The sequence below is a fragment of the Leucobacter sp. OH1287 genome, from assembly GCF_003859945.1.
Lineage (GTDB): Bacteria > Actinomycetota > Actinomycetes > Actinomycetales > Microbacteriaceae > Canibacter.
This window is the reverse complement of record NZ_RQYM01000014.1, coordinates 17,657-38,594: the sequence shown is the minus strand read 5'-3', so window position 1 is coordinate 38,594 and position 20,938 is coordinate 17,657. Positions and strand designations below refer to the sequence as shown.

18 protein-coding genes are annotated in these 20,938 nt (G+C 59.4%); 4 read left to right on the top strand and 14 right to left on the bottom strand.

The features are described from left to right. Positions 1–218 precede the first annotated feature (218 nt). Positions 219–821 carry a 30S ribosomal protein S4 gene (gene rpsD, locus EII30_RS07780; RefSeq protein WP_370267058.1) on the bottom strand — a complete coding sequence of 201 codons (603 nt, stop codon included), beginning with the start codon at positions 819–821 and terminating at the stop codon, positions 219–221. A 289-nt stretch (positions 822–1,110) separates the two neighbouring features. Next, entirely contained in the window at positions 1,111–2,535 is a 1,425-nt protein-coding gene (locus EII30_RS07775; protein WP_124886767.1) for a replication-associated recombination protein A, read from the bottom strand. A gap of 329 nt (positions 2,536–2,864) precedes the next feature. Between EII30_RS07775 and EII30_RS07770 the strand changes: the two genes are divergently transcribed. After that, positions 2,865–4,064, top strand: a complete 1,200-nt coding sequence (locus tag EII30_RS07770) for a DUF349 domain-containing protein (RefSeq protein WP_124886766.1) — start codon at positions 2,865–2,867, stop codon at positions 4,062–4,064. Positions 4,065–4,242: 178 nt separating this feature from the next. Here EII30_RS07770 and mnmA read toward each other — a convergent pair whose 3' ends face one another. From mnmA to EII30_RS07750, 4 genes are all read right to left on the bottom strand, one after another. Continuing rightward, the gene (gene mnmA, locus EII30_RS07765; RefSeq protein WP_124886765.1) at positions 4,243–5,397 is read right to left on the bottom strand and encodes a tRNA 2-thiouridine(34) synthase MnmA; all 1,155 of its coding nucleotides are present in this window, start codon (positions 5,395–5,397) and stop codon (positions 4,243–4,245) included. A 106-nt stretch (positions 5,398–5,503) separates the two neighbouring features. Further along, positions 5,504–6,691 (bottom strand): cysteine desulfurase family protein, encoded by a 1,188-nt coding sequence (locus tag EII30_RS07760; RefSeq protein ID WP_124886764.1) that lies wholly within the window; start codon positions 6,689–6,691, stop codon positions 5,504–5,506. 10 nt (positions 6,692–6,701) lie between these two features. Next, entirely contained in the window at positions 6,702–7,736 is a 1,035-nt protein-coding gene (locus tag EII30_RS07755; RefSeq protein WP_124886763.1) for a co-chaperone YbbN, read from the bottom strand. Further along, positions 7,736–9,514: a hypothetical protein gene (locus tag EII30_RS07750; RefSeq protein ID WP_124886762.1), complete on the bottom strand. Its 1,779-nt coding sequence runs from the start codon at positions 9,512–9,514 to the stop codon at positions 7,736–7,738. The genes EII30_RS07755 and EII30_RS07750 overlap by 1 nt, the downstream gene beginning before the upstream one ends. A gap of 202 nt (positions 9,515–9,716) precedes the next feature. Between EII30_RS07750 and EII30_RS07745 the strand changes: the two genes are divergently transcribed. Beyond that, positions 9,717–12,473 carry a hypothetical protein gene (locus EII30_RS07745; RefSeq protein WP_124886761.1) on the top strand — a complete coding sequence of 919 codons (2,757 nt, stop codon included), beginning with the start codon at positions 9,717–9,719 and terminating at the stop codon, positions 12,471–12,473. Between the two features lie 11 nt (positions 12,474–12,484). Then, positions 12,485–13,216, top strand: coding sequence for a ribonuclease H (locus EII30_RS09000; protein WP_233569451.1), 732 nt, complete (start codon positions 12,485–12,487; stop codon positions 13,214–13,216). Between the two features lie 42 nt (positions 13,217–13,258). On the opposite strand, the gene EII30_RS07735 is transcribed toward EII30_RS09000, so the two are convergent. The 8 genes from EII30_RS07735 to rpsB form a co-directional block, all read right to left on the bottom strand. After that, positions 13,259–13,540 (bottom strand): hypothetical protein, encoded by a 282-nt coding sequence (locus EII30_RS07735; RefSeq protein ID WP_124886760.1) that lies wholly within the window; start codon positions 13,538–13,540, stop codon positions 13,259–13,261. 104 nt (positions 13,541–13,644) lie between these two features. After that, on the bottom strand, positions 13,645–14,268 hold the full coding sequence (locus EII30_RS07730; RefSeq protein WP_233569450.1) for a lytic transglycosylase domain-containing protein: 624 nt from the start codon (positions 14,266–14,268) through the stop codon (positions 13,645–13,647). Between the two features lie 60 nt (positions 14,269–14,328). Continuing rightward, positions 14,329–14,904: a DivIVA domain-containing protein gene (locus EII30_RS07725; protein ID WP_233569449.1), complete on the bottom strand. Its 576-nt coding sequence runs from the start codon at positions 14,902–14,904 to the stop codon at positions 14,329–14,331. Positions 14,905–14,953: 49 nt separating this feature from the next. Then, positions 14,954–15,862 (bottom strand): phosphatidate cytidylyltransferase, encoded by a 909-nt coding sequence (locus tag EII30_RS07720; protein WP_124886759.1) that lies wholly within the window; start codon positions 15,860–15,862, stop codon positions 14,954–14,956. 8 nt (positions 15,863–15,870) lie between these two features. Further along, positions 15,871–16,425, bottom strand: coding sequence for a ribosome recycling factor (frr, locus tag EII30_RS07715; RefSeq protein ID WP_124886758.1), 555 nt, complete (start codon positions 16,423–16,425; stop codon positions 15,871–15,873). A gap of 69 nt (positions 16,426–16,494) precedes the next feature. Then, a complete protein-coding gene (pyrH, locus tag EII30_RS07710; protein ID WP_124886757.1) occupies positions 16,495–17,202 on the bottom strand; it encodes a UMP kinase in 708 nt (235 codons plus the stop codon). Between the two features lie 162 nt (positions 17,203–17,364). Then, positions 17,365–18,192 carry a translation elongation factor Ts gene (tsf, locus tag EII30_RS07705; RefSeq protein ID WP_124886756.1) on the bottom strand — a complete coding sequence of 276 codons (828 nt, stop codon included), beginning with the start codon at positions 18,190–18,192 and terminating at the stop codon, positions 17,365–17,367. Positions 18,193–18,250: 58 nt separating this feature from the next. After that, entirely contained in the window at positions 18,251–19,090 is an 840-nt protein-coding gene (gene rpsB / locus EII30_RS07700) for a 30S ribosomal protein S2 (protein ID WP_124886755.1), read from the bottom strand. A gap of 414 nt (positions 19,091–19,504) precedes the next feature. Here rpsB and EII30_RS07695 point away from each other — a divergent pair, with 414 nt between their 5' ends. After that, on the top strand, positions 19,505–20,755 hold the full coding sequence (locus tag EII30_RS07695; protein ID WP_124886754.1) for a hypothetical protein: 1,251 nt from the start codon (positions 19,505–19,507) through the stop codon (positions 20,753–20,755). The last annotated feature ends 183 nt before the right edge of the window (positions 20,756–20,938 follow it).

Genomic DNA, 20,938 nt, shown 5'->3' with positions numbered 1-20,938 from the left:
TTGAGTCGCCGGAACTTTAACCCCTCTACAGGGCATGGAAACACTGGGAAGCAGCGGAAGAAATGCCACACAATCTGTCCACTTACCCCACAGCTAGCGGAGGACGAGTAACAGTCAGCCATAACAATTTGGCAACGGCGAGCAATTAGATCCGCTCAGCAAATAAAAAAAATCCCCGCGCCTCGAGGTTCGAGACACGGGGACTTTGAAGCTGTTAATTAGCGACCTGAGTAGAACTCAACAACCAGCTGCTCTTCGCAGATAACAGGCACCTCAGCACGCTTTGGACGGCGAACCAGCTTAGCCTGCAGCTTGTCAAGCTCAACCTCAAGGTAACCAGGAACCGGAGGCAGAACCTCAGCGTGGCCGCCAGCTGCAGCAACCTGGAATGGCTCAAGTGCCTCTGAGCGCTCCTTGACGTGCACGAGCTGACCTGGCTTCACCCGGTATGATGGGCGGTCAACGATCTTGCCGTTGACCAGGATGTGACGGTGCACAACGATCTGGCGAGCCTGTGCAATGGTGCGAGCGAAACCGGCACGCAGCACGAGCGCGTCAAGGCGCATCTCCAGCAGCTCAACCAGGTTCTCACCGCTCAGACCAGCCTGACGCTTCGCCTCGTTGAAGACGATCCGCAGCTGCTTCTCACGGATGCCGTACTGTGCGCGCAGACGCTGCTTCTCACGCAACCGAACTGCGTAGTCGCTGTCGCTCTTCCGCTTGGTGCGGCCGTGCTGGCCAGGAGCGTATGGTCGCTTCTCAAGGAAGCGAGCTGCCTTCGGGGTTAGTGCAATGCCGAGTGCGCGTGACTTGCGCACCATAGCGCGGCTACGAGTTGTTTTTGACAAACGTAGCTCCTTTCATTTTGTTAGTTTCTGCGATAGCCTGAGCAGTCTCAGGCGCATTTGCTCTCTCGGCCAGACTTTGCCCGCACACACTATCGGTGTGCTCGCGACAAAGCGCACCCGCTCGGGGTAAGAGAACGACCAGTTGCAGAAACCCTGAAAAAGGAGCCTGCCACTGCGTGCACAGCACGTATTTAAGGCCAAAGATTATTCTAACACAAAACTGCCTAAAATCAGCGCTCGCAGGTGAGCATCCCAGCGGCGGTTATTTTGCGGATCCGCGCGTCACCCCGCGAATCTTCGTCAAGCGCTCCCCAATCACCGCCTCGTTACCGTGCACCGAGGGGCGATAGTAGATCTTGTTTTGCAGTGTGTCCGGCAGATACTGCTGTGCCACAAGACCGCGCGGGTCGCTGTGCGGATACTGGTATCCTGCCCCGTGCCCCAGCTGTTTCGCTCCCGGATAGTGTGAGTCACGCAGGTGCGGCGGCACAACCCCGGCACGCCCAGCGTTAATATCGGCGGCGGCGGTGTCGATCGCGTTAATCACCGCGTTCGATTTGGGTGCGCACGCCAGATAGATTGTCGCCTCCGCCAGCGGCAGTCGCGCCTCGGGCAGCCCGATCAGCTGGGTTGCCTGCGCCGCAGCGGTTGCCACAACGAGGGCTTGTGGATCCGCCAGCCCAATATCCTCGGCGGCGTGCACCATCAGTCGGCGGGCGATAAAGCGTGGATCCTCCCCCGCCGCGATCATTCGGGCGAGGTAGTGAACGGCCGCATCAGGGTCCGATCCGCGAATTGACTTGATGAAGGCACTGATCACGTCATAGTGCTGATCGCCGTTTTTGTCGTAGCGCAAAACAGCACGGTCGACGGTTTTCGCGACGATCTCGGCGGTGATAACCGCGGTCGGGGCGACGGCATCAGCAGCATCGTCGGCGGCCTCGGCTTCAGCAGCGGCCGCGGTACCCTCAGCATCTGCAGCACCGTCAGCGCCCTCGGCGCCGTCAGCGCCGCCAGCAGCGGGATCCGCCACCGCCGCAGCGATTGCGTTACCGGCCGCAGCCTCCAACGTTGTCAGCGCACGCCTCGCATCGCCGGCGGCGAGCTGCACAAGCGTCTCCAAACCGTCAGGGGTTATCGAAACGGTGCCGTTGAGGCCCTGCGGGGCGGCGATTGCGCGCCGCACAAGCTCCGCAAGATCGGTGTCGCTGAGCGGCTGCAGCGTCAACAGCAGAGAGCGCGACAGCAGTGGCGAAATAACCGAGAATGACGGGTTTTCAGTTGTTGCTGCAACCAGCGTCACCCAGCCGTTTTCAACTCCCGGCAGCAGCGCATCCTGCTGCGCCTTTGAAAAGCGGTGAATCTCGTCAAGAAACAACACCGTCGAAACACCGTAGAGATCCCGCTTGTTGAGGGCGCGATCCATGACGGTGCGAACGTCTTTAATCCCGGCGGTGACCGCGCTGAGGGTTACAAACTCCAGACCCGAGGCGTTCGCCAGCGCCTGCGCGATCGTGGTTTTCCCGGTGCCCGGCGGACCCCAGAGGATAACCGAAACCGATCCGGACGCGGACTCAGCGAGCTGCCTGAGCGGCGAACCCGGATACAGCAGATGCTGCTGCCCCACCACCTCGTCAAGCGAACGGGGGCGCATCCGAACCGCGAGCGGCTGATTGTTAGTAACCATGTGCTCAATGCTAGCGTGAGATGCTGCAAACAATCGCTGCTGTAGCGGCGAAACCAGGTCAGCTATGGGATCACAACCGAGTCTCAGCCAAATCGCCGCGGGTTTTAAACTTCGGCAGCCCGCACACACTCTGCGCTGAACCAGCCGCAGACGCCGAGCAACAGATCATAACGAAACGCCAATATTCGCCTAAATGATATGAAACTACAGCCGCAATATGGCATAGTTTAATAGAACATTAAATATCAGCGGGTGCTATTTAAAGCCCGCTGGATTATTCACGGTGATCTTCACATTGAGAGAAATTCACAGTGGGAAAAGGGTGAACAGTGACTGAAACACAAAATCAAACCGAATGGGGACGTGTCGCTGACGACGGCACTGTTTACGTCCGTGAGAGCGCGGGAGAACGCCCTGCTGGTTCCTACCCAGACAGCACTCCCGAAGAGGCGCTTGCCTACTTTGTTAGAAAGTTTGAAGACTTAAACGGTCAGGTAACTCTGCTAGAGGCAAGGGTGGCTCGCGGAACAGCAAGCGGGAACGTGACCGAGTCGGTTGCAAAACTGCAAAAGCAGCTGGAGGAGCCCGCTGTTGTGGGCGATATTGACTCGCTGCGCGAGCGGGTTGCAAAACTCGACAAGAAGGCCGCAGAGTTTGTTGAGCAGCACAAGGCTGAGCGTGAGGCGGCACGTGCTGCCGCGATCGCGGAGCGTGAGGAGATCGTCGCTGAGGCGGAGCGCATCGCAGGCCAGCCGGATGACAAGATCCGCTGGAAAGAATCTGGTGTGCGTTTTGATGAGCTGTTTAAGAGCTGGCAGGCAAGCCAGCGCAAGGGGCCGCAGCTGCCTAAGTCGGTTGCGGATCCGCTCTGGAAACGCTTCAGGGCAGCCCGGCACAAGTTTGAAATCGGCAGGCGTCACTATTTTGCAAAGCTTGACTCGCGCAACAAAACCGTCAGGAACGCTAAAGAAAAACTGATCGCCCAGGCTGAGGCGCTCGCGGAACAGGGCGCTGCCGGCATTCCAAGCTACCGCAGCCTGCTCTCAGAGTGGAAGAAAACCGGCAGGTCTACCTCACGCATCGACAACCAGCTGTGGGATCGTTTCAAAGCTGCCGGTGATGTGCTCTACGGTGCCCGGAAGGCTGAGCTTGCGGAACTGGACGAGGAGTTCGGCGCAAACCTGAAAGCTAAGGAAGAGCTGCTCGCTGAGGCGAAACAGCTGCTCAACGAAACAGATCACGCCGCAGCGCGCAAGGCCCTAACCGGCTACCAGTTGCGCTGGGATGAGATCGGCCGTGTGCCACGCGACGCTGTTTCCCGCGTTGAGGGTGAGATGCGCAGCATCGAGAACCACGTCAAGCAGCTGGAAGAGGATCACTGGCGGGCGACGGATCCAGAAACCAAGGCTCGTAGCGAGGGTCTGCGCGGGCAGCTTGAGGCGTCCATCGCCGAGCTGGAGAGCGAGATCGCGAAGGGTGGCAAGAACACCGCGGAGCTGGAGGAGAAACTCAGCACCCAGCGCTCCTAGCTCGCCGCGCTCGACGGCTAGTAACGGCTAAACGAAACAGGGTCTGCACCGAGTCCGGCGCGGCCCTGTTTTTTTATCGTCGCTCTGGCTCCCGGGTTCCCGAGCTCCCGCTTCGGCTCCCGGGCTCCCGGGTTCCCATTTTGGTATCCGGATTCCCGCTTAAGCTCCCGCTTTGCCACTAAACCAGCGCGGCTGCGTCTGTTACCGAGATGGCGCGATCAATCGTGAACTGGCCGAGCACGCGCGTATCCAGGTAGATAACCGCGGACTGACCGGGCGCAACACCCTCAAGCGGCGCATCGGGGGTGACAACCAGCTCGTGTGTTGCGTCGGCGCGGTGCTGCTCTGTGCGGGTTTCGGGGGTTATTTCAACCAGCTGCGCGGTTGCTGGCACTGTGTCACCGTGGGCACGAATCTGCACCTCACAGCGGAACGGTTCAGCAATATCAAAACCGGGTTCACCGGTGAACGACATTCTGCCGCCCGCGATCTGGGCGACAGCAAGCGCCTCCCTCGGGCCGACAACAACCTGGTTAGACACGGGCCGAATCGAGAGCACATAGCGCGGGTTACCGTCCGGGGCTGGCCTGCCGAGCTGCAGTCCACGCCGCTGGCCTACCGTGTAGCCGTTGGCACCGTCGTGTTTGCCGACGATGTTACCCGCCTGATCAACAATATCTCCAGGTTCACGGTGCATGTGCTCGTTTAACCAACCGCGTGTGTCACCGTCGGGGATGAAACAGATGTCGTAGCTGTCGGGTTTTTGGGCGATCTGGATCCCCCGCTCCGCCGCCTCAGCGCGCACAAGCTCCTTCGAGGGGGTGTCACCGAGCGGGAAATAGCAGTGAGCAAGCTGCTGCTCGGTTAAAACGCCGAGCACATAGGACTGATCCTTCGCCTGCGCAGACGCCCTGTGCAGCTCTTTACCGTTGGGCCCCTCAATAATGTTTGCGTAGTGGCCGGTTGCAACCGCGTCAAAGCCGAGCGCGATCGCCTTGTCTAAAAGCGCCTCGAACTTAATCTTTTCGTTGCAGCGCAGGCACGGGTTTGGGGTGCGGCCTGCAGCGTATTCGGCGACGAAATCGTCAACAACCGCCTCTTTGAAGCGCTCCGAAAAATCCCAAACATAGAACGGGATACCGATCAGGTTAGCAACCCGCCTCGCATCCATCGCGTCCTCAATGGTGCAGCAGCCGCGCGAACCTGTTCGCAGAGTGCCGGGCATCCGGCTGAGCGCGAGGTGCACACCAACAACGTCGTGCCCCGCCGCAACAGCGCGCGCCGCAGCAACGGCGCTGTCCACGCCGCCGCTCATAGCTGCTAAAACCTTCAAATTATGCCAGTTCCTTCAGTTTGTTTCTTGCAAATTATAACAGTCCAGCCGGAGCTAAACTCCCCCGCACCAGACCAAAATATCCCCGCTCCCAGATGCAGCAAAACTACAGCAAACCGGCCTTTTTTGCCTGCGCATAGGCACCGGGCAGCGCCGTTAACAGCGCTGTCACCTCTTCCTCGGAAGTGTTTTCGTTAAACGTGAACCGCAGCGCACCCGCGGCAGTCTCCTCGTCCAACCCGATCGCGAGCATCACGTGCGAAACCTCCGCAACACCCGCCGTACACGCCGACCCGGTCGAAACCGAAACCCCCGCCTGATCGAGCAGAAACAGCAGCGAATCCCCCTGACAGCCGGGGAATGTGAAGTGCAGGTTGCCGGGGATCCTCACAATGTCGCTGGTTTTGCGTGGATCCGCCCCCCGCAAAATCGCCTCGGGCACCGCCGCAATCACCCCCGCGAGGATCCGGTCACGCAGCGCGCTCAGTTTTGCAAGCTTTTCAGGGGTTGGGCTCGCAAGCTGCAGGGCGGTCGCGAAAGCAACCGCGGCGGCCGCGTCCTGTGTTCCGGAGCGTGCCCGCTGCTGTGATCCGCCGTGAATCAGCGGTTGCAGCTGCTGGTCACGCCGTAAAAGCAGCACACCGCTTGAAACCGGGCCACCGATTTTGTGCGCCGAAAAACTCACCGCCGCGGGTCTAACTCCCCGCAGTTCAAGCTGGCCGAGCGCCGCAACCGCGTCAACGTGCAGTGGGATGCGCCGCTCATCGCAGAGGCGGTTGAGCTCAGCAACCGGCTGCACCGTGCCGATCTCGTTGTTCGCCCAGAGAACGGTGGCGAGTGCGATGCGATCCTCACCGACGCGGTCGATTGCTTCCGCAAGCACCTCAGCGGTTAGCACCCCGTCACTGTTGAGCGGCAGCCACTCAATAATCGCGCCCTGATTGTCGGCGAGCCAATGAAGCGAGTCCACTGTCGCGTGGTGCTCCCCCATCGCGGCGAGGATCACGGGCCGTGGACGCGCAGCGGTCTCAGCTGCCCGATTACGCTGCCAGAAGAGTCCCTTCAGGGCGAGGTTTATCGACTCTGTGCCGCCGGAGGTGAAAATCACCTCGGCCGCGGTCACACCGAGTTCACGCGCAATCTGCTCGCGCGCTGACTCTAAAACGTCGCGCGCCTGCTGGCCGTGACTGTGCTGGGAGGCCGGGTTTCCGACCGTTTTTAGTGCGGCCGTGTAGCTTAACAGCACCGCCTCGGGCATCGGGCTGGTTGCGGCGTGGTCGAAATAGGCTCGCACCGTTACCCCGCTAGTAGAGCAGGCTAGCGAGTTTGCGCCTGGCGGCAGAGACCCGCGGATCCTGCACACCAACAACCTCGAAAAGCTCCAGCAGTCTCGCCTGGATCGCCTGCTTGTCATCCGGCGCCGCTGCTGCGTAAAGCTCAAGCAGGCGCAGGAAGGCATCCTCAACGTGGCCGCCAGCAATATCCAGGTCGGCAACGGCGAGCTGCTCGGTAACACCCTGCTGGTTTGCGGCTGCGGCCTCACGGATCTCGTTCGCGCTCTTGCCGTCGAGACGGTCAAGCAGTTTCACCTGCGCGAGGGCGGCGTGCGCCTCACTGTCACGCGGGTTCTTTGCGAGCACCCGCTCATACTCGGTTATCGCGGTTTTGTAGTCGCCCGCCCCGGCTGCTTCAAGCGCTGCCGCGTGCGCGGGGTTAGCCGGTGGCTCATCGGCCGCGTCACCGCCGATCAGGTCGGGCGCGTTAACCGTTCCGGTCATGCCCTGTTGCGCCGCCAGGCTAACAATCTGACCAAACAGCTGCTGCACGGTTGCCGGATCCTGCTGCCCCTGGAACAGCGCCTCCGGCCTGCCACCAACCAGCATCACAAGCGTTGGCAGCAGCTGCGGCGCGAAGGCCTGCGCAATCTGCGGGTTTGCATCCACGTCAACGGTGCCCAAAACCAGTTTGCCCTGAGCTTTACGCACAAGCTCGCTGAGCAGGTCAAGCATTGGAGCACGCTGCTCACTGCTCTGGTCGTAGAGCGCGATCAAAACCGGCACAATCCCGGAGATCTGCATTGCGTTGTTAAAGCTCTGATCATCCAGCTGGAAAACAACCGCTGGCAGGTCAACAACGTTGCCGGCTCCCTGGGCTCCGCCCGCAGCTCCGCCCGCGCCGCCGCCAGCAGCCCCGGCACCAGCACCCGCGATTCCGGCGCCACCAACAGCGCCACCGACACCCGGACGGCCCTGTTGCGGAGCGTGCTGAGCCCCAGATCTAACCAGGTGGCTGAGATCCACCCCGCCGCCAATAAAACGCTCAGGAATTGGCTGGTTCATTACTCACTCGCTCCAATCAACTCGCTGGAAGAACCGAGCAGCTGAATCTGCGCGTCAGCAGACTGCGCGGGCACGAAGAACAGCAGCTGGTGTGACACACGCTGCACAATCCGCTTCTTTTTGCCCTCCATGCCGGAGATCGCCGCAACCACGTTACCGACCGGGAGTTCGGATCCGCTATCAGCCTCAGTGATTCGGTTCTCGTAGATGGTCGCGGCAACGAGCGCGCCGCCCGCACCGGTTGAGATTGCAACCGGCGGGGTTTCAGACTGGTCGATTGTCACCGTGTAGGTTGCCTTACCCGCCTGCTCTGCCGCGCGTGACTGCTCGGTTGCGATCCACGACTTACCCGAGCTGGTGATCAGCGCGTCATCGGTCAGGTTGAAGTTTGTGGCGGCAGCACTCTCGGCGCCCTCCAGCAGAATCTTGCTGTACTCGGCAGCAACCTGCTGTGGCTGCAGTTTCACGGTTGAGATGTCGGGATCCAGCAGCGCGGTCCCCTCCTCAGCCGCCGCCGCAGCTGGCATCTTAATACCACCGCGCAGTGCAAAAATGTTCTTCACCATGTAGTTGCTGTGCGCGTTTTCCTGCGTCAAAAGCAGCGCAAGCGACGGTGACGCGGCGGTGTTAACCTCGCCCTCCGCGCCCGGCGGGGTGTTCGATGAGGCTACCGTAATAAACATGGTGCGTGGCCAGGTCTTGGTTGACTGCACAAGCTCGTATTCGAGACGCTCGTCAAGGATATACGGCGGAACAACCGAGTACTCGGGGTACTGGGTGCGGATCTTGTAGTTCGCCGCCCGCTGCTCCAGCGCGCTGCCATTAAACCGCTCCGCCAGTGCGTTCTCGTCCAGGTCAATATCGGCCTGCTGTGAAACCTTGGCAACCTGTTTAATAATCTTCTGAATCTGCGACTGGCTTAGCGTATCCTGCCCCTGTCGGACAGCAATATCCTGCTGTTTGTTGCGATCCAGCTGCACCCAGTAGTCAGCAGAACAACCGCTCAACATCAGCCCACCGGTGACCAGCAGCGCCGGGAGGGCAAGCCTCCTCGTTTTTACCGCGTTGAAGCTGCGCTTACCCCGCTTCACAGGATCATTCTGCCCGCCGGTGTAGATCGGATCCACGCTCTTTTTGCGGCTGAAAATACTGCGAATACCGAGCAGCGCACCCCGGTTGCCGCGCTGCGGGCCGAGGCCTCGCCTGTCGCGATCCACAAAAACAATGTAGAGCAGCGCACCGAGCGCGGTGAGAATGCCGCCGAGCAGCAGTGACGGGCCAGCCCACGGGGTGTAGCGATCCTTACCCCAGGCGACGGTGATCTCGGAGCCGAGCTTCTCGCCGTCCACTCCGGTGATTAGGATCGCGTCACCGCTGTCAACCTTGCTGTTGATTTCAAGCCGCTCACTGCCGTCGCTGGTGACCTCCGCGATCCACAGATCTGAGCCAACCGGAGAGGTTGGGTTGCTCGTGTCAACCTCAAAGTTTTTCGGTTTGACCGGATCAATCTTCTCTTTTGTGAAGGTTGTTGCGTCGGCGTTCAGGTGAAGCTGTGTGTAGCCGTATGGCTCAACCCAGCCGATCACGTCAGTCATTCTGCCGAGCGTCATCACGCCAGCGGTGTTACCCGCATCAATCCTCGGGTTGCCCTTTAACCGTGAAAGTTCGTCAGCGCTAATAACAGTGTATGGCGCGTCAACGGTTAAATCTGTTGACGCTCTAACATCGGTAATACTGCTCACCATAACCCGCTGCACAAGGCCAGCAAGTAACAGCAAAACACCCAGTATAAGCGATGTAAGTGCCAAAATATATCGCACAGCTTCTCCATTTCAGGCGCGCTCTAACGCGCAGCAATCGACACAGCACCTGACGCGCAGGTGCCTAATGAGTAAGAATCAAGCCTACCGTAATGATCTTTCAGCTAGCTGAGTAAGTTTCTCGCTTAAAATAATAAGCAGTTATTTTTGGGAGGCAGTAATGACAGTTTTCGCGTCAGCGGTTCGAGGCTACAACAAGACGCAGGTTGATGAGCACATCGCCGGTCTTGGTGCGCAGATTCAGACGCTCCACGACCACCTGCAGTCACTGCAGACCGCCTACGCCCAGTCGACGCGGGACAGCGAGAAACAGCAGCAGTTGATCGCTGACCTGCAGGCGCAGGTTGCGGAGCTCGGCGCAACCGGTTATTCGGGGCTCGGCCTGCGGGTTGAAAAGAGCCTGAAGGTTGCTGAGGACACCGCCCAAAACCTGATTACCCAGGCCGATATTGACGCGGAGAAACTGCGCAAGGAAACCGAGGCTGAAACCTCTCGGCTGCTCAGCCAGGCACAGCAGCGGGCGGACGAGCTGGTCACCTCCGCAACCGAGCAGGCTGAGGCGCTAATCGGCGGCGCCAGAAACGACGTCGCTGATTTAACCGCGTCCGCGAATGTTGAGCGTGAACAGCTTTTGGCGGAGGCAACGAGATCCGCTGAGCTGCTTCGGAACGCTGCCGACCGGGAATCGCAGACCCTGCGCGAACAGGCTGACAGGGAGGCAAAAACTCTGCTCGCGAACGCCCAGGCGGAGGCGACAAAACTTTTGGAGAGTGCCCGCGAGGAGGCGAGCAGGCTGCGGGGTGAAACCACCCAGGCGGCGGCCGAGTTTGAGCGCACGCGCGAGGCACAGCAGCGTGACCTGGAGCGGGAGCAGGCAAGGGTTGCCGCCGAGTCTGAGCGTGCCCGCACCGAATTTGAGGCAAACAAAACCCAGCAGCTAAACGACCTGACCCGCGAGTTTGACGAGAAAACACAGCGACTGAACGCTGAGCATGACGCGCTGATTCTCGCGCTCACCGATCAGGCAACCTCGCTGCAGAACCGTATCGACACAGAGCTTGCCGAGCACACCGCGAAGCTTGAGCAGGAGCGCAGCGCCCACGAGGCGAAGCTTGCCGCCGAACTAAAAACCCATCGCGAGCGGATCCAGGCCGAAACAACCGAGCTGGAGGCGAAAATCGCCGCCGAGTCCGCCGCCCTTGAGCAGCGGCTGCAGGCAGACTCTGAGGCTGCCGCGAAAATCGCCGAGCAGGAGCGCGGTGCCCTCGCGGCGGAGATCGCTTCGCAGCGTGATGCCGTCAGCATTGAAACAACCGAGCTGCTCGCCGTAGCTAAACAGCAGGCCGCTGATCTACTCGCCGCCGCAACCGCTGAGCGTGACAGTGAGGCAACAAAACAGAGCGCACGACTGCAGGACGAACTGGAGGCGCACCAGAAGCGACTAGAGAGCGAACTGCAGGAGCACAACCTGAAGCTCGCCGCCGAGAAGGAGCAGCAGCAGACACTGCTTGCGCAGGAAATGCAGACTGTCACAGAGGAGATTGAGCGCCAGCGCAGTGACTTCCAGGCGACACAGGAGTCTGAGCTGACCGCCCACAACACCAGGCTGCAGGCGGAGCTAAAGGCGCACGAGCAGAAGCTCGCGGCCGAGCAGACCGCGCACGCCGAGCGTATCGAGCGGGAGCTGAACGAGCACAACTCGAAGATCGCAAGCGAGTTTGGCGCACACCAAAACTCGCTGATCGCCGCCGCAACAGCCCAGGCAACCGAGCTTGCGAGACTGAAAGAGTCACACGACGCCAAAATCGCTAAAGCGCTGGCGGAGCAGCAGCGCACCGCCGTCGCCGCGCACGAGAAACTTGAGACCGAGCTCGCCGCCAAGCGCGCAGCCCACGAGGCAACGCTGCAGGCTGAGCTGGATGAGCAGCGACAGAAGCTGGCCGCTGAACTGTCGGCGCAGAACGAGAAACTGCGGCTGGATCGAGATGCAGCAGCCGCTGAAATCGCCGCCGCCCGCGAAAACCTGGAACTGGAGCTGGAGCGCCGCCGTGTCAGCCTTGAACAGCAGCTTGAAAACAAGCAGCTTGAACACGATATGCGGATCGCGGCAGCCGCCGACGCCCAGAGCAAGAAACTGCAGGAGGAGCTCACCGCCCACCAGCACCGGCTCACCTCCGAAGCAGAAACCAGCAGGGCTGCGGTTGAGGCTGAAACCGCTGCGCTTCGCACAACAACTGTTTCAGAGCTCGCCGATTTTAGACACAGTGAGGAAAGCTCACTCGCCCAGCTGCGGATTGAGGCGGAAGACTACGCTAAACAGCTGCGCGAGAGCATCGACACTGAGCGTTCAGAGTTCGAGTCCGAGCTTGCCGAGCGCCGCCAAAACCTGGAAACCGAACTGCTGGAGCGTTTCGAGTCCGCAACCGCGAAAACCGACAGCGCGGTAAAGGCAGCAAAACAGGAACTGGAGACACTGCAGCAGGAGATCAGCGAGCAGCGCGCCAAACTACAGCAGGTGACAATGCAGGCGAAAGAGGAAGCCCGCTCGATTCGAGTTATGGCCGACACCCAGGCCGCGCAGATTATCTCCGAGGCTGAAAAACGCGCCCACGCAACCTACACCTCGGCAGAGAACCGCGCACAGAAGGTGCTCGCCGCCGCCGAGGACAGGATGAACCAGCTGAAGGTTGAGCGCGGAGCCGTTGCTCGCTACTTTGAGAGTCTCGGCGATGTTATCGCTAACGCGCAAAGACTCACCAGCCACAGCGAGCAGAAAACCGCAGCCGACGTTGCCGCTGCCGAGATTGACGTCGCCAGAATCAACGGCTCCCCGGCTGAAACCGCCACGGTTGATTCCGAGGTTACAGCCGCTATCGACCCCGCCGCGCTCAACGCTAAAGCCGCCGAGCAGGGTTAGGAGTAGGAACAGTGGGTGCTGCAACAGGGCCGGTGCTGCGTGCCGCGGTTGATGGATCCGCGCTCGGAAACCCCGGTGAGATGGGTTGGGCGTGGTTTATCGACGACAGCAACTGGCAGGCTGGCGGCGCCCCAAACGGCACCAACAACCAGGCTGAGCTGCTCGCGCTGATCAATCTTTTCAAGGCGACCGCGGGCTCCCCCGTGTATCTCGAGATCCTCTGCGACAGCCAATATGTTGTCAACAGCCTCACCAAGTGGATGCCCGCGTGGAAGCGCCGCGGCTGGAAAAAGGCCGACGGCGGTCAGGTTATGAACCTCGACCTGGTGGTTGAGCTGGACCGGGTAAGCAGCGGCAGAAACTACGAGATTAGCTGGGTTAAAGGGCACAGCGGTCACGATCTGAACGAGCGAGCCGACCAGCTCTGCCGCGACGTCGCAACCGCCTACAAAACCGGTCAGGCACCAAAAACGGGTCCAGGCTTCCAGGGTTTGGTGGGTGGATCCGAGTGCCCCGCGCCCGCGAGCTCCACCGCCCCCGCTGGCCAGGCCGCCACGGCCTCCTCCAACTCCTCGGCCACCCCGGCTACTTCGGACGCTGCCGAGCAGTCCGTTGCAGAGCGGCTAGCCGCGCTGGAGGCGTGCGTCAGCGAACTAACCGCCGAGGTTCGTAAGCTGCGGGAACAGCAGCGTGATCTCAGCTTTGGAGAGGAAAACCAGGCAGCGCCTAACACGCTGTTTTAGCGACTATTTAATCTGCCAGCACCGGCTGTGCCAGTTTAGTGACTACTTAATCTGCCAGCAACGGCTGTGCCAGTGACGTCGCTGCTCCAGCGCGACCGCTGATCCAAACAGGCCGTCCTCCTGCCAGGCGACAATGTGGGCAACGCCCGGTGCGATCCGCTGACTGCAGCCCGGGCAGACATAGGTTTTTAACGCTCTTGCAGCACTGATCTGTCTAACCAGCCAGCTTTCGCCACGCCACACCTCCAGTGTTGCGCCGCCGTATGACAGTCTGCTGACGTCTGAGGTTTGACGAATCGGAGCTCGCCTGTTCTTGCGTGCCACTTTAAACCCACCCCGCTTTTCTTTAAAACTCGCGGACCCATATCCGCGCTATCTGCACCGCTTTAACTGTTTACAGAGCCGGGTTTAGGCTGGTGACAAGTAGTTTAGTACCAGCCACGGCTGTCTGAGTGAGCGAGTGCGCTACACGGGGTGCCGTAACGGCCAGCAATGTATTTCAGACCCCAGCGAATCTGGGTGTCTGGGTTGGTCTGCCAGTCGGCACCCTCGGATGCCATCTTGCTGCCGGGCAGAGACTGCGGGATACCGTAAGCACCGCTTGAAGCGTTGTGTGCGTAAACGTTCCAGTTTGATTCGCGGTTCCAGAGCATCACCAGGCAGGCATACTCGTTACCGTCGGTAACATAGCCGCGTGCAACCGCCTGAGCGGTTCCCGGATCTGGCTCCCCAACCGGCGGAGCAGACGCAGTTGTTGCTGTCTGCCCTGTTGCTGACTCAGTGGTTTTCTCAGGCTCGGCCTTCTTCTCTTCGACAACCTCGATCTTGTTAACCTCGAGTGACTCAAGGTCGAAGGTTGAGCCTTCAGAGTTTGCCGCCAGCAGCTCCTGGTCGATCCACGGCTGCTGTTTGTAGGCTTCTGGATCCGCAGCTGCCTGCGGAACGGAGAGCGGTGCCGTCACAACAACGCCCGCAACAGCGGCCGCTGAAACAGCTGCGACCGCAACCTTAAACCATGACTTACTGCTTTTTACTGCGCTCTTCTTAACCACAATGTAACGATTTTATCTCATTTCGGTTACGATTTCTAAAAAGCAACTGGGAAAGTGCGGTTACCTCTCAGAAAGCATAATCTCAATCACCGCGTCCAGGTAGGCGTCAACCTGCGCCTCATCGTAGCCGCGCCAGGAACTGTGAAACACACTCTCGCGCAGCTGCGTCGGTGTCAGATCGGTTTTCCCGGCAAGCGCGGAGGCAATGCGATCTACAAAGGCATCAACCTGTGAGCGGCGGTAGCCGGTGGCGAAAATACCGCGCCGCCTAAACCGTTTACCTGGTGCGCGGCCGGCACGGGCAACAACCTCGCGGGTTAGCTCGGTGATCTCGTAGCGCCATGCTTCGCCGCCTTGCTCGCGGAGGTAGCGGCGTCGTTCCCGCTCATAAAAAACCTCTTCGAGACGGTCCAGAGCCGCATCCACGTGCCTTGCTGAATAGCCGCGGCGGGAAACACGCAGGCCAGCGCGCCGAATCTCGGCTGCGCTAACGGCTGGTTCGCCCGATGGCAGTGTGTCCACGCCGGGATTCTCGTAGGTGCTTCTGGCGCGCGTCACCAGCTCGTCTACATCCTCCTGGTTGTAGCCAATCTCTTTGCGCCCCGCGAGCGGGAACATGGCTCCCTGTTCTGTCACTTTCGCTCCCCCATTTGCAGTGTGCACGCTGTTAGATAGCTCATCTCTGTTACAGCGCTCCCACAAACATCACAGCAATATACATCGGAATAATAGACGGCAGAATCGAGTCGAGGCGGTCAAGCAGACCCCCGTGACCGGGAATAAAATCGCTCATGTCTTTAACGTTGAGGCTGCGTTTAATCAGCGACTCGGTGAGGTCACCGGCTACCGCGGTCACCAGCACAGCCGCACCAAACAGCAGCCCGAGCAGGATGCTCTGCGAGAGCAAAACAACCGCCGAGAAAACACCGGCGCCGAGCGCCAAAAGCGCGGCCCCCGCGAAGCCCTCCCAGGTTTTACCGGGGCTGATACGCGGCGCCATTTTGTGTTTGCCGAGTGTCACACCGAAGGCGTAGGCCCCAATATCGACGCAGACAACGATGAGGATAAGGCAGAAGATCCACCAGTCACCGTGATCCGCATAGTGGTGCACAACCACGACCATGCCGAGCAGAAACGGCACATAGACGAGTGTGAAGAATCCCGAAGCAACATCGGCAATGAGGGTTCGCCAGGGCGCCTCAAAACGAGGCATCAGCCCCTCAACGAGCCGCCACAGTGAGAGCAGCGCGCCCGCCGCTAACAGGCCGAGCAGCAGCCCCTCGCCCGCCTGGAACCACGCCAGCAGGATGACAATAACCGACCCGATGATGACGCCGACGCGCGGCACCCTGCGACCCGCATTACGAAACGCCGTCGCGAGCTCATAGACCGCGATACACGAAATCACCAGCGCTAAAAGCGGGAACAGCTCCCGCACCCAAAACAGCGCCAGCAAAAAAACAGCCGCGAGAGCGATGCCCGAGCCGAACGCGAACACTAGGTTGCGCCCGGCACGCGCTGTAACGCGCTCGTTCGCCTCCTCAATCCTCGTTTTTCTGGCAAGTGCCTGCTCCCGCAGCCGCTTTCGATCCATGTTTTTAGTTATACCTCTAGCAGCTCAGCTTCTTTACCAGCGAGTGCTTTATCAATCTGGTCGATGTGGGTTTTGGTCAGCGCCTCAAGCTCTTTTTCAGCACGGCCAACCTCGTCCTCACCAACCTCGCTCTTCAGTGCCTCCAGGTCGTCCTTCGCTTTACGGCGTGCGTTGCGCACAGCTACGCGGCCGTCCTCAGCGCGGGTTTTTACGAGCTTCACGTAGTCCTTGCGGCGCTCCTCGGTCAGCTCAGGCAGGTTAACGCGCACAACGTTGCCGTCGTTGGTTGGGTTAACGCCGAGTGCCTGATTGTCGCGGATCGCCTTCTCAATATCCTGCAGCGCGCTCTTGTCGTACGGAGTCACCAGCAGGCTGCGTGCATCCTGGTTCTGCACCGAGGCAAGCTGCGGCAGCGGGGTTGGGGTGCCGTAGTACTCAACCATAATGTTCTGCAGCAGCGCAGGGTTTGCGCGGCCGGTTCTGACGGTTGCAAATCCCTCTTTAGCAGCCTCAACTGCCTTAGCCATCCGATCCTTTGCCTCTGCAAAGACTTCATCAATCATGTTTTCTCCGTTCGATTGTCCTCTAATAGGTTAGCTACCCAACTGGCTTGCTCGCTGACGGCTCGCAGACTACGGGCGAACCAGCGTGCCGAGACTCTCTCCCACTAGCGCTTTTGTGATGTTGCCGGCCGGTTCCATACCGAACACGCGCATCGGCATACCGTTGTCTTTGCAGAGGCTAAAAGCGGTAGAGTCAACAACCTTGAGGCCGTCTCGAAGCGCGTCCTCGAAGCTGATTTCGGTGATTTTTTTCGCCTGTGGATCAATGTTGGGATCCGCCGTATATACCCCGTCAACGCCGTTTTTAGCGACGAGCACCTCGTCCGCTTTGATCTCGAGTGCGCGCTGCGCTGCAACGGTGTCGGTTGAGAAGTATGGCAGGCCCGCGCCCGCGCCGAAGATCACCACGCGGTTCTTGTCGAGGTGGCGCAGTGCCCTGAGTGGCACGTAGCTTTCCGCAACCTGTGTCATGGTGATGGCCGACTGTACGCGCGAGGACACACCGGCCTGTTCGAGGAAGTCCTGCAGCGCCAGTGAGTTCATCACGGTGCCGAGCATTCCCATGTAGTCTGCACGGCCGCGCTCCATCCCACGCTGTGACAGCTGCGCTCCGCGGAAGAAGTTGCCTCCGCCAACCACAACGGCGATCTCCACCTCCGGGCTTGCGGCAGCGATCTCTTTGGCGATCTGGCTGACAATGTCGGGGTTTACACCCAGCTGACCTCCGCCAAATGCCTCACCTGACAGTTTTAAGAGCACACGACGCTTTTCGGACATAGCGGTTGACACGCATTCCTCTCTCGCTTATTTTGCGTTTTAAAATAGCCACTCTCTAGATTAGCCGTTTTCGCTCTCTAAGGCATAGTCGAAAGCAAAAGAAAACACCCCGGGTGTTTCCACCCGAGGTGTTTGTGACGGCTGTTTTAGAGCCCTGGTCGGTTATGCACCAACCTTGAAGCGAACGAAACCGGTGACGGTGACGCCGGCCTGGTCAACAACCTGAGCTACGCTGAGCTTGTTGTCGCGCGCGTATGGCTGGTCGAGCAGTGCCACGTTCTTGAAGTAGCCGGTCAGGCGTCCCTCAATGATCTTTGGCAGAGCTGCCTCTGGCTTGCCCTCGTTCTTAGCGATCTCGGTAACGATCTCGCGCTCCTTGTTTACCTCCTGCTCAGGAACGTCCTCGCGGCTGAGGTAGAGCGGATCCGCAAATGAGATGTGCTGTGCAACAGCGTATGCGGTCTCTGCGTCGTCGCCGGTGTAGGCAACAACAACACCAACCTGCGGTGGCAGGTCCTTTGAGGTGCGGTGCAGGTAGACAGCGAACTTCTCGCCCTCAACCTGTGCAACACGGCGAAGCTCCAGCTTCTCACCGATAATCGCAGCCTCGTCGTTGATCAGGTCAGCAACGCTCTGACCGTCAACGGTCACAGCGTTTGCTGCCTCAACATCAGCGGCGCCTGACTCGGCAACAGCTGCGAGCACCTTGTCGCCGAGGGCAACAAACTTCTCGTTTTTAGCAACGAAGTCTGTCTCACATGACAGCTCGATGATGGTTGTGCGACCTGCGTTCTCTGCAACAGCCACAAGACCCTCGGTTGCTGCGCGGCCCTCACGCTTTGCAACACCCTTTGCACCCTTCAGGCGCAGGATCTCAATTGCTTTTTCGATGTCGCCGTTAGCCTCTTCGAGAGCCTTCTTGCTGTCCATCATGCCTGCGCCGAGACGATCGCGCAGCTCTTTTACAGCAGCCATAGTTACTGCGGCCATAATTACTCCTAGAAATTCGAGAGTTTATAAGATTTAGGGATTTTACTCCGCTGCTGAATTACTCGGCAGCTGATTCGCCCGCAGCCTTTTCAGCTGCTGCTGGCTCAGCGTCTGCTGCAGCGGCGCCAGCCTCTGCAGACTCACTGTTGAGAAGCTCAACCTCCCACTCAGCGAGTGGCTCAGCAGCCTCATCACCGGCGGCTGGCTTCTGGTGGCGGTCGATCAGGCCCTGCGCAGCTGCATCAGCGATAACGCGGGTCAGCAGCGCAACTGAACGGATTGAGTCGTCGTTGCCCGGGATTGGGAAGGTTACGTCCTCTGGATCACAGTTGGTGTCGAGGATCGCAATAACCGGGATATTAAGCTTCTTAGCCTCGTCGATTGCCAGGCGCTCACGCTTGGTGTCAACAACCCAGAGAGCAGCCGGAGTCTTTGACATGTGGCGGATACCACCGAGCGACTTCTGCAGCTTCTCCAGCTCGCGACGCTTCAGCAGCAGCTCTTTCTTAGTGAATCCGCTGGTGCCGTTCTCGTAGTCGAGTGCCTCAAGCTCCTTCATACGGTCGAGGCGGCTGGTGACGGTCTGGAAGTTGGTGAGCAAACCACCGAGCCAGCGCTGGTTTACATAAGGCTGGTTAACGCGGGCAGCCTGCTCAGCGATTGCCTCCTGCGCCTGCTTCTTGGTACCAACGAACAGGATCTGACCACCGCGCGCTACGGTGTTCTTTACGAACTCGTATGCGTCGTCGATGTATCCGAGGGTCTGCTGCAGGTCGATGATGTGAATACCTGAACGCTCACCGAAGATGAAGCGGTTCATCTTCGGGTTCCAACGTCCGGTCTGGTGACCAAAGTGTACACCGCTGTCGAGCAGCTGGCGAATTGTTACAACGGCCATCGCCGTCTCCTTTACTGTTGTGCTGCCACGTCGCTTGAAAATCGGCTCGCAAAAGCGAGCGTCTCATGCAGCCTGACAGGCGATTTACGGTTCATACCACCGATTTTTAGGCGGTGGATCCTGGTGCCCGGCGACTGCACCGCTTCAGCGTTTAACACCGTCGGTGTTAATCACCAAAGACCGCTGGCTCAGTTCACTTGTGGGCACGCGAAGTCACACTGGATAAACAGTGTGCCGTTCAAGACTATCAGAGTTTTCACCCGCTCTCAGCCTTTTCGGGGCAGAAAGTCACGGTTTTTCGATTCTCGCCAGAGCAGCAAACGCCGTTCCCGCCAGATCCACATGCGCGACTCTCGCCATACTCACAGGCAAGGTTATTGATAATAATTTTCAATAGCTGCTATTATTTCCATTATGAAGAATGTAAACAAGTATTTAGCCATTGGCTTTTCAGCGCTGCTGCTCGCCGGCTGCGCTAACGCGGCAAGCGAGGAATCACACACCCACGACCACGATGTCGCCCACACAGAGGGTGCAACAGAGGTTAGCAACCTGGAGAGAAGAGCTGTTCTTGCAACCGAGGGCGGCAACCTGGTTACTCTCAACCTGATAACCGGTGAGGTTGTCAAAGAGACTGAGCTGAAGGGCTTCCTGCGCCTCAACGACGCCGGTGACTCACGCCACGTGCTCGTCACCAACGGCGACAAGTTCCAGGTGTTTGACAGCGGCCTCGATGCTCAAAAACACGACGACCACTACCACTACTTCGAGAGCGAACCAACACTGACCGACATCAGTTACAAGGCTCCGAAGGCGGGTCACGTGGTTGTGCACGACGGGAAGACCGCGCTGTTTGCTGACGGAGACGGCTCTTTCACCGTGATCCCAACAGACGATATTGCTAAGAAAGACGCAAAAACCACCCGCTTTGAAACCGGCGCCGGTCACCACGGCGTTGCTGTGCCGTTAAAGAATGATGAACTGTTTGTCACCAAGGGAACCGAGGAGGACCGTCACACCATCCAGGTGCGCAAGGGTGACGAGGTTTTGGCTGAGACCACCGACTGTCCAGGCAGCCACGGTGAAACCGCCGCCAAACCAAATGAGAGCGGCGAGGTTGTTGTGATGGGCTGCACCAACGGCCCGGTTATCTACAAGGATGGTGCGTTCCACAAGGTGCCGGTTGCTGACGAGTACTCACGCTCAGGTAACCTCGCCGGAACCGACTCATCACCGATTGTGCTCGGCGACTACAAGGTTGATAAAGAGGCCGACCTGGAGCGTCCAACCCGCGTCGCACTGATCGACACCGTCTCCGGCACCCTGTCAACCGTTGAGCTCGGATCCAGCTACTGGTTCCGCTCACTCGGTCGCGGCCCAGCCGATGAGGCTCTCGTCCTCACCTACGACGGCAACCTCAATGTTATCGACCAGAACACCGGCGAGGTGACCAACAAGGTACCGGTTATCGGCGAGTGGCAGGAAAAAGATGACTGGCAGGAAGCCGGCCCAGTGTTCAAGGTTGTTGGCGACTGGGGTTACATCACCGACGCGGTTAACAAGGAGCTTGTGGTTGTGGACCTGACCAGCTACGAGGTTACAAAACGCTTCAAGCTCGACAAGCCGGTTGTTGAGATGGCCGTTACCACCGGTAAAAAACAGTAACAAACCGAGAGCAGTAGGTAGCTGGTAGCGGCTACGCTTCACCGGACAGTTAGCGCCCGTGCATCCAAGCGTGTTGCGGGCGCTAACGCTGTTAACAGCCCAAAAAACTGTGCCAATTCTCGTCAGTTTTCAACAGTTTGCGGATCGCGTCTCTCCCCCCACGTACGCCTAACCGATACTGCT

What these genes read in the sequence shown, in the direction of transcription:
- rpsD (WP_370267058.1), bottom strand. Translation starts at nt 821, where the DNA reads ATGGTGCGCAAGTCACGCGCACTCGGCATTGCACTAACCCCGAAGGCA.
- tsf (WP_124886756.1), bottom strand. Translation starts at nt 18,192, where the DNA reads ATGGCCGCAGTAACTATGGCTGCTGTAAAAGAGCTGCGCGATCGTCTC.
- EII30_RS07745 (WP_124886761.1), top strand. Translation starts at nt 9,717, where the DNA reads ATGACAGTTTTCGCGTCAGCGGTTCGAGGCTACAACAAGACGCAGGTT.
- EII30_RS07695 (WP_124886754.1), top strand. Translation starts at nt 19,505, where the DNA reads ATGAAGAATGTAAACAAGTATTTAGCCATTGGCTTTTCAGCGCTGCTG.
- pyrH (WP_124886757.1), bottom strand. Translation starts at nt 17,202, where the DNA reads ATGTCCGAAAAGCGTCGTGTGCTCTTAAAACTGTCAGGTGAGGCATTT.
- EII30_RS07755 (WP_124886763.1), bottom strand. Translation starts at nt 7,736, where the DNA reads ATGAACCAGCCAATTCCTGAGCGTTTTATTGGCGGCGGGGTGGATCTC.
- EII30_RS07720 (WP_124886759.1), bottom strand. Translation starts at nt 15,862, where the DNA reads ATGGATCGAAAGCGGCTGCGGGAGCAGGCACTTGCCAGAAAAACGAGG.
- rpsB (WP_124886755.1), bottom strand. Translation starts at nt 19,090, where the DNA reads ATGGCCGTTGTAACAATTCGCCAGCTGCTCGACAGCGGTGTACACTTT.
- EII30_RS07775 (WP_124886767.1), bottom strand. Translation starts at nt 2,535, where the DNA reads ATGGTTACTAACAATCAGCCGCTCGCGGTTCGGATGCGCCCCCGTTCG.
- frr (WP_124886758.1), bottom strand. Translation starts at nt 16,425, where the DNA reads ATGATTGATGAAGTCTTTGCAGAGGCAAAGGATCGGATGGCTAAGGCA.